The sequence below is a fragment of the Paenibacillus sp. FSL K6-2859 genome (genome assembly GCF_038008265.1).
In the GTDB taxonomy this organism is placed as follows: Bacteria; Bacillota; Bacilli; order Paenibacillales; family Paenibacillaceae; genus Paenibacillus_AQ; species Paenibacillus_AQ nitricinens.
Window position 1 is genome coordinate 4,511,672 of record NZ_JBBOYU010000001.1, and the last position, 12,728, is coordinate 4,524,399.

Consider the following 12,728-nt stretch of genomic DNA (forward strand, 5'->3'; position numbering starts at 1 on the left):
ATACATTCGGCTCGTTTACGTTACCGGCGGCATATTGTATTCGGTTTTTCGCATACATTTCTCCGCAGTCTCGAAATTTTATTAATTCTATTATAGTAAGCATATACGCCTTCGGCGTCCTTTAAGGCCGGTAAACGTTATAAGCGAGAAAGATAAGGATAATGTATAACGAAAAAGAAGCTCCAGCATTATGCTACTAGAGCTTCTTTCATTATGGACGCTGGTAAACGCTGCTGATCAAAAAAGCGAAACAGGAATGAGCTTTCTTCCTCCCTTGACTAGGGTGGATTCTAACATGTCCCCTTTGACACCCCCGAAATAGAGCTGCCAATACACACCAAAGCGAACGCTGACGTCATTCTTCACTAGCTCCGGTGGCGTAACAATCAACCACTGAAATTTGAGCGCCTTAGAAATTTCAAATACAGGATCAAGCACGTTATTTGAAACCATTTCTCCAAATGGATTGTCATATAAAAAAACCGTCCACCCTTTGTTCTCACGATTTACACGTTTATGTGTCATGATCATCATTGCTACCAACAGTTGTACCGATTGGCGCTGTCCGCCACTGCCGACAGCCTCATCCAGCGCACCCCGATTGATGATTTCCCAGTCGGAATAATGGTAGTCTTCCGGAGCGGCGTAGAGGAAGTAATTTTCCGTTACCGGTTTATATACCTGAAGAATCGGAAAGCGATTCTGAAGCGCCGCATAGACGATTCGTCCGTCATTGATAACCTCTTTGATTATAAGTGTTGGTACTTGTTCAATCTTCGGATATTTCGAAAGCAATTCATGGATACACCGATTGAAATAGTCGCTCACCATCGGCTCTACCTCATCGCTTGTTCTCGGTACATTGATATTTTTATAATTCAGGCGTACCAGCGGGAAGGCATAATTATTCTCATTATGAATAATCATCCGACGTTCCATTCGTTTCATAATATCAATGATTTGTACTACACGATAAGAAGCCCGGGCTACCCACATTTTGCGGGACAGACCCATCTCTTCCTTATCGCTTTGGATGCTCTCAATCTGATCACGTGAACTACGTAACATCGAATCTAGGACTTGCTGAGCAATCGCGAAGTTATCCCAATGAACCGTATTTAGACGATCTAGAATCTTGGTCTCCAGTTCAGAATTCCGTTCATTCTTAGCGAGTTTTCCGGTTAATGAATTTTTCTCTTCCTTCACCTTTCTGGAGACCTCGTCCCGTCTAACGCGGCTATCCTTAATGCGAAGAAGCCAGTCAGCAACAAGAGACTCGCAGCTTTCTCTAACGCTCAGCATTAAATCTTCTGGCACAGTCCGTAGATTAACCCGATCCTCAATATGTGCATTCATGATCTTGATTTGATTGGATAACGTCTGAATGAGCGCATCCATTCGATCCAAAGATCGTTTACACTGGTTAAGCATAAGCTCATTCTCTTGGATACGTTCCTGAATGTCCGCCTCTTTTTGCTCGAGTAGCTCATTCCAAATTTCCACGGCACGCTCATGTTTCTCTTTGATTCCTTTCTCTACCTTACGCAATTCCTTCTGCAAATTCTCCAATTCGGTCTGGCAGCGGATGAAAGAGTCGTGAATCATCTGATAGTCTTCTTCCAGTGAAGCAGTTTCCGACTTTTGACGGTTTCTTGCAGCCATAATAGATTCGGTAGATTCAGCAGGTTCTGTCACCTTCCGCCAATGCTCATCCACTTGATTCAAGCTGGCTTCAAGCTCGGTTAGATTCTCGCTTGCCGCTTTGATCTGGGCGGCTCTTGTTCGAATTTCAAGCTCATTCTCCGTCAGTGATTGCTGCAGGCTTTCAACGGTACTAAGCTGCTGCAACAGAAGATTCTGTTCTACGGGAACAATTGGTGTGACTTCCACATCATCTGAAAGCTGGTGATATGTCGGAAATACAATCTCAGGAAACCAATGCTGCAGTCTAGGAAATAGAGCATATTTGGCATCTCCCGTCCATTTCTCACGTTCTCCGCCAAGGCTTACCATTTGCGCTTCAAGATGCTCGAGTTGCTTGTCCTTACTCGCAAGCTCTTTGCTCACTAAACTCTTACGATCTGTATACTTTTTCTTCTCCTTTTGATCCTGTTCATGTTTCTTCGAACGTTCAATCCAACCATGCAATGCTGCTGCTCTCTGCTCCTGTTCTGCACTAAGCGCTTTATTCTCGATAAGTTCCCGACCGATCCGAGCAAGTATACCCTCGTTCTCATCTATCTCGTTGTCCAGATTGATAAGACTCTGCTGAAGCTCACTTTGCAATTTCATAAGGGTATTGCGTTTGGCTGTAATCGTCACAGTGTTCTCTGTTTGATATAACCGCTCATATTCCTGACGCACAGATTTCAGCTTCGATAAATAAGCCTCCGCGTCCAGAAGCACTTGTTCTTGCTCCTTAAGCTTCGCTTGAATACCGCTCTTAAAGTTAAAGAAACGGTCTGGTTCCAGTACCATTTGTGGCCCTTGGTTCGCAAAAAGGTTAAATGATACTTGATCTGAAGCTGCCATCTCTTCACGGATAAAAATCGGCACCGCTGATTTCAACAGTGTATCCTTTAGCAGATCCGGCTTGATTTTATCAGCTTCGCGACGAGTTACAATGAGGCTATAAGGAAGGAGTGGATGGCGCTCCAGCTCTTCCTCACGTTCAAGGTATGGGCGATCATTTAAATAGGAACTGCCCGGTGTGGATTGAATCTTAAGCGAATCAAGTGTATCCTTGACCGCCAGAATATCTGAATTCGGCAGCCAGTAGGATTGATTCTGAAGCTCCACGTCCATGAGCTGATTGTAGTAATCCCGTCTGGAACGTTTCGTTTGCTGCTCCACTTCATCCATTTTTCGGATAAATCGTAGTTGAATAGCATCTTTTTCTTCAAAAAGGCCAGTAGCTCCCAAACGATTATGTTCATCAAACATTTCCAGCAGCACAACAATCTGTGACCATAACTGTGATTCTTTATAGGTCTGTGTATCAAGCAGTGCCCCAAGCTCGTCTGCCTCACGTTCATAAGAACGATGTTTCTCGCTAAGCTCGGCATGATTCTTATGCAATGTCAGCTTTTGATTCTCAGCCTCTTTTTGCTGTTCCTCTAATGCTTCCATATCCAGAAGTATCGTTTTGGCAGCTGAAATTGTACGTTGAAGCGCCGCTACTGAAGCATGGGCAGCTTCCTGACCATGCTGGGCTGCGAATGCTCCGAGCTCTTCTGAATATTGCCGAATAGATAACGTCAATTCATTAATCTGGATATCAAGGCCTGCTAACTCCAGCAAGAAGCTCTCCCGCTCCTTACGCAGTCCTTTTTCTTCAGTCGACAGAGCTCGCTCCGCGGTTCCAAACCCTCTGATCGTTTGTTCCCAGAGGATGAATACCACATCCCATTGTTTCCGAAGCTTTTCCTTGGCAGCCTGAATGACCTCTTGACGTTCTTTCATCTCCAGAGAACCTTCAATCGCTTGAATCTCTTTCTGCCACTGCTCAATTTGTCGTGTATGGAGCATACGTTTGGCCAAGAAATGAGCCACTTCTAGCTTCTTCTCCTGAACCTTGGAATCGTCCAGTCGTCCACGTGCCCGTCTCTGATGATCACTGAGCTTGTTAAACTCTTCCTGTTTCAGTTCCATTTCTTCCTTGCTGCGTAAATACTTGAGATTGTCCGTCTCAAATCGCAATTGCTTCGATTCCTGATAACGCCCAGCCAGTTCATTAGCAACCTTACTTCGCTCTTCCTCCGCATTCCTCAACTCTTCATGGATAACCGTATAGATCTGACGTCCACGTAGTTCCGTTTCTTGAACAGTGCTCTCTGCCTCTACTCCTAGCTTCACCAGCTCGTATAAAGGTGCTGTCATTCCAAGAAACTCTGTGTAGACTTGTTCCCGCTGTTCAAGCATCGGTAGGCGCTGAGCTACTGTCGCCGTATCGATAAACATCCGTTGCAGCGTATTGTCTTCTTCTCGCGGTGACTCATTCAGACTGGAGCCGATCTCAGGAATAATTAGCTTTTCGAATAAGTTATGGTTGGTAAAGGCATCATTCTTTTTGAAATAACCTTTGATACCGCCCTCTTCCCCATTGATTCGCCGCATATTGCGCCACTCAGCGATATGGATATCCCGGGTAGCCAGGAAATCATAATATCTTTTTAAATCCGAGCTATGGCTACCGAAAGGTACAATCTCCCCCCGTCGATCTCGCACAAATTGCTGGATCGTTTCAAAACTCGTAGGTTCAGCAGTCTCTTCATCAAAAAGCGGCAGCGTCGAAAGGGTAAGTTCAGACGTTTCGCCATAATCAGTAAGTGCATACAGCAGGTAATCCACTTTAATATCCTGCTGATCCAGCGAGTTATGTGCGGTCATAGCTATACCCGTCGTCATATACACATTACGCTCAGTGTTGTCGAGACGCCATTCGATCGCTACGTGAAAGGTATAGGGTTTAAGTTGTTTTTTATGGTTATGAAAAAATGCTTCCACCTGGTTCTCACTGTCTTTTCCCCATGGTGTTTTGGGCATTAATAACTGAAATATGGATTGCAGCAGGACGCCTTTCCCGCCACCATTCATAAGAGTAATCAGCGTGTTGGATGGTCCCTCTTCGTTACAGAGGTCCAGAATCATATCATCATACTTCTTGAGCATCTTCTCGTATTTAAGCCCTGTTATCCGTATGCGTTCAATCCGCGGCATAAGTAGCACCGTCTTTCTCAGCTAAAGTTCGTCCGATGAGTTTCTTTAATTCCTGATACCGGTCGACATCATGATATAAATACCGCATTCTTTCGTAAAGCTCTTCCCGCGGGAATATCCGCTTCTCTGACTCCGAAATGAACACAAGCTTCTCCTCTTCCAGGAGTTTCATGCCTTCATGGATCAGCCCAATACGTGAGCCTGCCCCTCTTGTCAGAAGATCACTTTCTTCCTGACTCTTAGTTTGCATATAAAGGTTGGTCCACACTTTAGACATCGCTTGGATATCCAATTGCCACTGCTGGCTAAACCGACCTTCAGCATCCATCTGCATCCACGCTTGAAAGAGAGAGGACACCTGATCAGATATCTGTATGTAGGACATACTGTCTTGCCCAGACTTAAAGTGAGTTTCGTCCTGGTCCATCTCAGCCAGAAAAACAAGGATAATGATATTAATGATATGTAAATGAGTTTTGCGCTCAATTCGTGAATATTTGTTCTTCAACTGGGTGAAGTTGGTAGCGAACACTGACCCGAGTGGATTAACCAGCAAATGGAGACGGTGCCCGGAATTCATCACTCGGCAGCCTGCTTCCTTAGCAACATATTGTAGTGCATCATAGGTTCCTGCATCCTGAAGGCATTCTGCCGCCGCCGGATCATCGAGAGGGATTACTTTTTTACGAAGTAATTCAAAAAATAACCGTGATGCTTGCTGTACCTGTTCTAATGTATAACTCATACTAGTAACTTCTCACCTCTCCACGATCGTTATAATAAAAGGACTCATATCCAGACCAGACCAGCGTACCCATGGGGTTGTCTCTGGCGCAATGCTCGTCCGCAGCAGCTTGCCGCGCAAGTCCTCCAGTTGAGGATCATCCGCAAGTACATACCGGATTAGTAACTGGCATTCATCGGATCCATTGCTGTTCTCCGGGGCCTGTTCCTGTACAACAATCTCTGAATGAAAAAACTGCACCCATAGATCGACAGCATCTGGTGTACGTGCCCATCTAGTTAATTCCTCTGCGGTAAAAGCATCCGCAGTGAATGTAAAGCTCCCTTGCTGAGCTAGCGCATTGAACACAGGCTTCCACAATGCAACGACTTCCGTCCACGGAATCCCTTTAGGAATATATTGAACTGCCTCAGCCTCCAACTCATCTTCAAGTTCATGCATCACTACATCTGGAATAAAACCAACCTCTTGTTCCTCCCAAGCCCAGGGAAGCGGATAGACGAAATCCTGATTCGGAGCGAACAGTCCGCTGAGCAGCAATTCAAGACTATCGCCGCTTGGCAGGCCTTCATCTTTCACCCATTCCTCCCATACATGAGTACGGAAGTTAAAGCCGGAAGCTCCCCAGAATAATTCAGGGAAGTTCAATCTTAAATTGGTCTCTACCTCAAAAATATTCAGAACTACCTCAGCCAGTTCATCGTGCACACGCCTAGAAAGTTCGACCCGTTCAGAAAGAATACGAATCTCATTGAAGTCGATCACATCTTTCTCGTCATTGGCTAGCCGGGCCAGTGAACGATGAATATTATCAAAATGCTTACGTTCTTCATCGAACTGCTGATGAATCTCTTCGAGTCGCTGATGCCGAGCCACTCCGAATTCACTAAAAATATGCTTCGGATTACGGCGCAATGCATTCCGGTATTCCTGCTGCTCATGGGTCATTTTCCGGACCCGGGAAATAAGTTCATTCACATCCTGTAGCGCCCGTGTCACACGACCATGCTTAATATGCATCTGAATCTCCAGCAGCTTGATGCTGATCTGGAACTCTTCAATAATCTCATGACTCATAAAAATGAGCTCCATGGCATACTCAGAAAGACGATAGATTGTTCTGCCGCTTTCTTCCCAGCTGCTGCGGGTCGCATCCTCATCCACCATGAAATACTTATATTTCTGCACAGCCATTTGCCGAGCCGCATCATCATAATAATAGGATTCGAAATCCCCACCATTTCCGCTCCAGAGCAGGCCGTCCACTAAACGTTCTACGGATTCGGTAGTCCCGAGATTCGCGATATTAAAGCGTTGCAACGCAGTCCAAGCCAGGGCTATAATATCTTCCTTGGATCTTCTCTCATTGGATTCTAGCTCCAAATAATAGACTTGTAACAAGATGCTTAAAGACACCATCTCTTTGTACGGTTGGATTTCACCAAGGTTCATGCCAGCCCCCAAGTTCCATAGGGGATTCAATCGTTTGTTTCGTTCACCAAAATCCGACCAATTCATCTTTCTGTTAACCTCACCCTCACCAAATAAAAATAAAACCCGTATACATCCGTATAGGGTTCTAAAGTACGCGAATATATGTTTCTATTATATCAATCCTTCGAAAGTTATGCTATTTTTTGTTAAACAAAATCATAGATTCTATCCACGCATTTCTACTCCGCAGAATCTGGAGTACATACCATACAATATTGCTCTAGTGTACTGTTGGGCAAGGGGATGACCTTAACCGTGCAGAACTGATAATGCTCATAGATTGGAAGATTGCTTGGCGTCTGTGTCTCTAATGTACATAATGCATTCTTCTTACGGCATTCGGCGAGCAGCGCCATCATAATCTTTGATACATATCCTTGCCCACGGTAACGTTCTTGCACAACAAGCATATCCAAATGCATATACTTCTGATCACCAAACATCGATAACCATAAGGAACTCATACTGCGTAAAGTAGTTAGTCCTCGAATAAATCCTCGCACACCAATGATTCGGCAAATCGGTAAACACTTGAGAATCGCAAGTCCAATTTGTTTCATATAGTTGACGTTCGAAATCAATGTCCCGCTCTGACGCTCCGAATGGAACACCAAGGCAACAGCTTCATAATTAGTTGACGTCGTTAGAACATCCGAATAAGGATATAACATCTCAATATAACGATGAAAAAAAATGTTTAATACGCGGAGTCTTGTTGTTTCATCAGGCAAAATATGCTGATATAGTGGATCATCCTTTGCGAAGGCTTCTGCCAGAACGCTGGCGGCTTTCGGAATGTCCTGCCGATGAATTTTAATTAATAAACTACAAATAGTTCCACCTCATTTAGTTTACTTTCGCGATAGGCTCGGTTAGTGAACAAGCCATTCAAGAATATTATAACTGGTTCAGTCAAGCCCTCATTTAAAGGGATGAACTTCGATATGGCACGATGGTTCTATTGTCATTTCTTCATTGAATGCGCTATGATTAAAAAGATTATAAAAATACTGGGAGGAAAAATGGAAGATATTATACTGTGGCTTAAATACTTGTTACTAGGATTTGTTCAGGGGGCAACTGAGCCAATCCCCGTATCCTCTAGCGGTCATTTGATCATCGCGCAGAAATTGCTAGGCTTAAAACAGAATGGGCTATCATTTGAAATCCTAACAAATACGGCTTCTCTAATTGCGATTTGCTTTATTTTCCGCAAAGATATCGGAAGATTGATCACTGGATTCATTCAATTTATTCTGACCCGCAAAGAGGAATATAAGTCAGATTTTATGTTCTCTTTGTACATTATCATTGGTACCATGCCTGCAGTTATCTTAGCCTTGTTCTTTAAGGACCAAATCGAGGAGATTTTCTCGTCTGTACACACCGTGTCCATCGCCTTGCTGGTAACTGGGGTTGCTTTATGGTTAATTCGTAATCTTCGCGGCCGTAAACAAGATGGGGACTTGAAAACGAAGGATGCAGTCATAGTCGGACTTGCCCAAGCTGTAGCTCTTATTCCTGGGATAAGTCGCTCAGGCGCAACGGTCATCTCTTCCATCGCTATGGGGATGAAGCAAGAAACTGCTTTACGCTTTTCTTTTATGCTGTATATACCGATCAGTCTGGGCGGACTTGTTATGGGTGCATCTGATATTGCCCATGACCCAAACCGGGCGCAACTAGCAATTCCATACTTCATTGCATTTATCACTACACTAATCGTCACGTATTTTTCTATGCGCTGGTTTATGGGGATTATGGCTAAAGGTAATTTGAAGTACTTCTCTTATTACTGCTTCTTGGCTGGGATACTACTCCTGATCTTCATGTAAGTACGTGATTTCAAACAAAAGCCCTCATGACCATCTCTGGGATTACAGAGAGCATGAGGGCTTTTCAACCTATTTTAACAGGGATATTACTTCCCCACTCGACCGAATCTTGCCGATCCTAGGGAAAATGGTTTTACACACATAGTCATGCTCTTCTTTCGTAGAAGCAGTCATTGCATCTTCCACAAAAACTTGATTGTATCCAAGCTGATAAGCTTCTCTAGCTGTCGTATCTACGCCGATGGATGTGGACACACCACACAATACAATCGTATCTATCCCACGGCGCCGTAACTGCAAATCAAGATCCGTTCCGAAAAAGGCACCCCATTGACGTTTAGTAATCACATGTGCGTTTTTGAAGCCAGCTAATTCAGGCACTAAGGTATCCCAGCCTTCTGGAAAGGACGCTGCATTCATATTCAAATCTGTATGAGGTCTTAACATATCTTGACCATCTAACGAGGATACTCGTACAAGAACTACAAATGCACCCTTTTCAGTAAAAGCTTGAACTAAGCTGCTCCCATTTTGAACCACCTGCGTACTTGTGTGCGGAGCCTTATTAGGACTGTGAATAATTCCATTCTGCAAGTCGATTACAACCAGTGCCGTTTTCTTTGCTTCGATACTTTCAGTTTCTGATCTCTTCAAGTCTTCCATGATCTTCTCTCCCATTTAAGTTTAGTTTTTTGTACACTTTAAAATACACCCAACCTGCATTGATCAATAGCAAAACACTCGTCACAAAAAACACATCCCGGATCCCAAACCAGGCTGCCACTTGCCCACCTAGAACCGAACCTGCAAAGGTACCAAGATAACCTGCCGACATGTTAAAGCCAAATACTCTGCCTGTAAGAGCGTCCGGTGTGATTTTCTTAACGAGAATATTCACAGAAGGGATTAATCCGCCTGCAGCTAATCCTAGCAGAAAACGAAGGCCCATTAACTGCCAAGGATTCTGAACAAACGCTTGTGGGATGAATAGAAGTCCTGCCGCAATAAGCGCAACTAATATGACTTTTTGAGCCCCTATCCGGTCAGACAGCTTTCCAAGTCGTGGAGCAGCAATGATATTAGCCAACCCTGAAGCAGAGAATGTCATTCCAGCAAGCAGAGCCACATGACTAGCACTCTTGGATAACTGAGTAACATATACCGTAATGATCGGTTCTACAGAGTATAAATCAACGGTTAGAATAAAGAAGGTCACAAACAAGGTTAGTGTTAGGCTTTTCTCTGGAACACTGCTCCAGACTTCCTTGATACTTAGCGTCTTTTTATCTTCACGATGAAAAGATTCCTTCACGAACAAAGCCGTTGTAATAAAGGCAACCAGCATCAGTCCACCCGTAACAAAAAATGAACTTTGTAAACCCAGACTCTCTGCAATGAAACCACCAATCGTTGGGCCAAGCAAAGCTCCAGCAATACTGGCTGTTGAAAGAGTTCCTAAAGCATATCCTGCATGTTCCTTATCCGTCTGAGTTGCTATTAATGTAGTACAAGCTGTACTATAACCCGTTATTGTGCCCTGTAATAATCTTAGTGCAATTAATACATACACATTAGGCGCAAAACCCATACAGCTGATCACAATCGCCATCCCCAGACTTGCCCGCAAAAGCATTGGTTTCCGTCCGAACCTGTCTGCCGCCAGCCCCCAAATGGGTGAAAATATGGCTGAAACGATAAAGGTAATTCCAAAAGCAATACCAGAAAACTGAGCAACGGAATCGGCATTATCCACGCCAAGATGCTTAATGTAAAGTGGCAATACTGGCGCAATCTGGCTCATACCTACACCCGTTACAAACATACCAAACCAGCAAACGATCAAATTTCTTTTCCACATGGACATAAAAAAGCCTTCTTTCTGCTAACAATAACAACCTCATATTAACAGTCAGATTGGCTCTATACCATGCATTATTCTAAACTCCATGGACATTTTTGCTCTGAAATTCCGAAGGGCTGATGCCTGTCATTCTTTTGAAAATTCTGCTGAAATAAAATTCATCCGTAAATCCAAGGGTTTGCGCAACCGCTTTGATTTTAATGTCTCCTTCAAGAATCAGCTCTTTCGCTTTATCAATTTTCATTTTATTAAAAAACTCAATGATCGAATAACCTGTAATCTCTTTGAATGCTCGTGATAAATAAGCAGGTGAAAGCTGTACCAACTCAGATAATTCGCTCAAGCTAACTTTCTCATTGATCTTTTGATGCATATAATTAATAATTTTTTCCACTTTTAATGAAGTGGAGTAATTTTGACTTTGTTTTTGTGTATTTTGAGCAATTGCAATAATAAGCTGCTGTAACAAAGTCTTCGCTACAAATTCATATCCTGGCAGCTTCGTATTCCAGCTCTGAATCATTTGTCTGAAGATATCTTCCACTTGATAATAATCCTTCAATTCGGATACAGCTTGCAAATGGAGGGAATCCACATCACCACTAATTCCCCATTTCTCCTCGTTCATGCTCACCTTCGCGTAGTTAAAATGAACGGACAGAAAGCATAAGGGATCTTCAGCCTCTATCTCTATTGAATGCTTAACATCTGGAGAAATATAGAATAACATACCAGCTTTAAACGAATGCCGTTTTCGCTCAATCATAAAGCTGCCCTTCCCTCCAGTCACTAAGAGAAGTTCATGATGTTGAAGGGTTCTAACGAGCTTACTCCAATTTCTCTTGGGGTCATTAAAGTATCTGTAATTACAATATAGTATGTGGAAAAATAGATTATTTATATTCATAAAAGACCTGTCCAAATGTCCACCGAACGTTCGATCGGATCGTATTCTACGTCATATCCGAACGTTTCATTCTTTTTAGGCGTTTGTTGGGTAAAGAACTCACGACCTTTCACTTCTATAGATAAATCGCCTTCAGTCTTTATCGTAAAATTAACATTAGCGTAGCGAGCATGATTAATCACCGCCTTAACGAGGGCAGGATCAAGTTTTACTTCATCCAACCCCATTTGTTGCCGGATTTTATTAATCGAAGCTAGTGCCTTTAGTTGCTCCGCGCTACTAGTTCCGTCAAACCATACTTTTGCAGCTTGTACCTTTGTGACATCAATCAATGGAGTGATTGCCATAAGCAGAAAGACGCCTATAAGCATCCATTTTTTACGCATAGTTCCCCTCCTCAAAATTCCATATCTTGTTAGACGACATTCATCCAGAAAGGTTTCTGTAAAACAGGTCAAAAATACAAAACAAACCACTCCGTAAATGAACTTCACCTCAATGGTCAGACACACAATCAGAGGCGTATTTCATTATAGAGTGGCTTTTCTGAAATCTCTTATGGTTTCTGTATAAACAGCTGCGTCCAATAATGTTGATATCGACTAGTAGATGTTCCTCCTACATAACCAACCCCAATATCCGTAAAGCGAGGATCCAAAATATTAGCTCTATGGCCAGGGCTATTCATCCACGATCTCATTACTGCTTCAGGTGTGGCTTGGCCTTCCGCAATATTTTCTCCATAAGCACGCCAAGCTACACCAAATCGATCTAACATTTGAGAGGGGGTACCATAAGTTGGAGAGGTATGGCTAAAATAATTATTATCCCTCATATCTCTTGACTTCAAAACTGCAAGATCAGTAAGCCGAGAATTAAGAGTTAAAGCAGCAATTCCTCTACTTGTCCGTTCCTCGTTGACTAATCGAAAGACTTGCAACTCAAATGCGTTAGCTTGTCTTATATGAATCCTTGGCTGCCCTACTCTTTTCGTAACGGGACTACGTTTCGCTTTTATTCCTTTACTCAAAGAACTTTTGACTCTTCTTATTGAAGATATTCTTTGCTTCATGATTTTCCCTCCTACAATGTATTTATAACAATATATTGTGGAAGAGGTCTTCACGCTTGTACTAAAATCTATAATTCTACTTTAAATTTTCTTAA

At 43.1% G+C, this 12,728-nt stretch carries 10 protein-coding genes; 1 reads left to right on the forward strand and 9 read right to left on the reverse strand.

Translation table 11 applies throughout. The features are described 5' to 3' along the window. Positions 1-237: 237 nt before the first annotated feature. From MHB64_RS20170 to MHB64_RS20185, 4 genes are all read right to left on the reverse strand, one after another. Entirely contained in the window at positions 238-4,671 is a 4,434-nt protein-coding gene (locus MHB64_RS20170) for a hypothetical protein (RefSeq protein ID WP_341135248.1), read from the reverse strand. Between the two features lie 34 nt (positions 4,672-4,705). Beyond that, entirely contained in the window at positions 4,706-5,464 is a 759-nt protein-coding gene (locus MHB64_RS20175) for a DUF6063 family protein (protein WP_094874508.1), read from the reverse strand. Positions 5,465-5,476: 12 nt separating this feature from the next. Beyond that, a complete protein-coding gene (locus MHB64_RS20180) occupies positions 5,477-6,982 on the reverse strand; it encodes a hypothetical protein (RefSeq protein WP_341135249.1) in 1,506 nt (501 codons plus the stop codon). A gap of 155 nt (positions 6,983-7,137) precedes the next feature. Further along, complete coding sequence (locus MHB64_RS20185) at positions 7,138-7,689, reverse strand: GNAT family N-acetyltransferase (RefSeq protein WP_280786497.1); 552 nt, start codon at positions 7,687-7,689, stop codon at positions 7,138-7,140. A gap of 291 nt (positions 7,690-7,980) precedes the next feature. Between MHB64_RS20185 and MHB64_RS20190 the strand changes: the two genes are divergently transcribed. Next, the gene (locus MHB64_RS20190) at positions 7,981-8,793 is read left to right on the forward strand and encodes an undecaprenyl-diphosphate phosphatase (protein ID WP_094874506.1); all 813 of its coding nucleotides are present in this window, start codon (positions 7,981-7,983) and stop codon (positions 8,791-8,793) included. Between the two features lie 69 nt (positions 8,794-8,862). Here the strand turns inward: MHB64_RS20190 and MHB64_RS20195 are convergent, their stop codons facing one another. The 5 genes from MHB64_RS20195 to MHB64_RS20215 all read right to left on the reverse strand — a co-directional run bounded on the left by MHB64_RS20195 (position 8,863) and on the right by MHB64_RS20215 (position 12,633). Beyond that, positions 8,863-9,456: a hydrolase gene (locus tag MHB64_RS20195; RefSeq protein WP_094874505.1), complete on the reverse strand. Its 594-nt coding sequence runs from the start codon at positions 9,454-9,456 to the stop codon at positions 8,863-8,865. Then, the gene (locus MHB64_RS20200) at positions 9,428-10,657 is read right to left on the reverse strand and encodes a multidrug efflux MFS transporter (protein WP_341135250.1); all 1,230 of its coding nucleotides are present in this window, start codon (positions 10,655-10,657) and stop codon (positions 9,428-9,430) included. The genes MHB64_RS20195 and MHB64_RS20200 overlap by 29 nt, the downstream gene beginning before the upstream one ends. Before the next feature lie 73 nt (positions 10,658-10,730). Beyond that, complete coding sequence (locus tag MHB64_RS20205) at positions 10,731-11,561, reverse strand: AraC family transcriptional regulator (RefSeq protein WP_280786499.1); 831 nt, start codon at positions 11,559-11,561, stop codon at positions 10,731-10,733. Further along, positions 11,558-11,947 (reverse strand): hypothetical protein, encoded by a 390-nt coding sequence (locus MHB64_RS20210; RefSeq protein ID WP_341135251.1) that lies wholly within the window; start codon positions 11,945-11,947, stop codon positions 11,558-11,560. Before MHB64_RS20210 ends, MHB64_RS20205 begins: the two co-directional genes overlap by 4 nt. 170 nt (positions 11,948-12,117) lie before the next feature. Further along, positions 12,118-12,633, reverse strand: coding sequence for a CAP domain-containing protein (locus MHB64_RS20215; protein WP_094874501.1), 516 nt, complete (start codon positions 12,631-12,633; stop codon positions 12,118-12,120). Positions 12,634-12,728 lie beyond the last annotated feature (95 nt).

What these genes read in the sequence shown, in the direction of transcription:
- MHB64_RS20205 (WP_280786499.1), bottom strand. Translation starts at nt 11,561, where the DNA reads ATGAATATAAATAATCTATTTTTCCACATACTATATTGTAATTACAGA.
- MHB64_RS20190 (WP_094874506.1), top strand. Translation starts at nt 7,981, where the DNA reads ATGGAAGATATTATACTGTGGCTTAAATACTTGTTACTAGGATTTGTT.
- MHB64_RS20200 (WP_341135250.1), bottom strand. Translation starts at nt 10,657, where the DNA reads ATGTCCATGTGGAAAAGAAATTTGATCGTTTGCTGGTTTGGTATGTTT.
- MHB64_RS20215 (WP_094874501.1), bottom strand. Translation starts at nt 12,633, where the DNA reads ATGAAGCAAAGAATATCTTCAATAAGAAGAGTCAAAAGTTCTTTGAGT.
- MHB64_RS20180 (WP_341135249.1), bottom strand. Translation starts at nt 6,982, where the DNA reads ATGAATTGGTCGGATTTTGGTGAACGAAACAAACGATTGAATCCCCTA.
- MHB64_RS20210 (WP_341135251.1), bottom strand. Translation starts at nt 11,947, where the DNA reads ATGCGTAAAAAATGGATGCTTATAGGCGTCTTTCTGCTTATGGCAATC.
- MHB64_RS20195 (WP_094874505.1), bottom strand. Translation starts at nt 9,456, where the DNA reads ATGGAAGACTTGAAGAGATCAGAAACTGAAAGTATCGAAGCAAAGAAA.
- MHB64_RS20170 (WP_341135248.1), bottom strand. Translation starts at nt 4,671, where the DNA reads ATGCTCAAGAAGTATGATGATATGATTCTGGACCTCTGTAACGAAGAG.
- MHB64_RS20175 (WP_094874508.1), bottom strand. Translation starts at nt 5,464, where the DNA reads ATGAGTTATACATTAGAACAGGTACAGCAAGCATCACGGTTATTTTTT.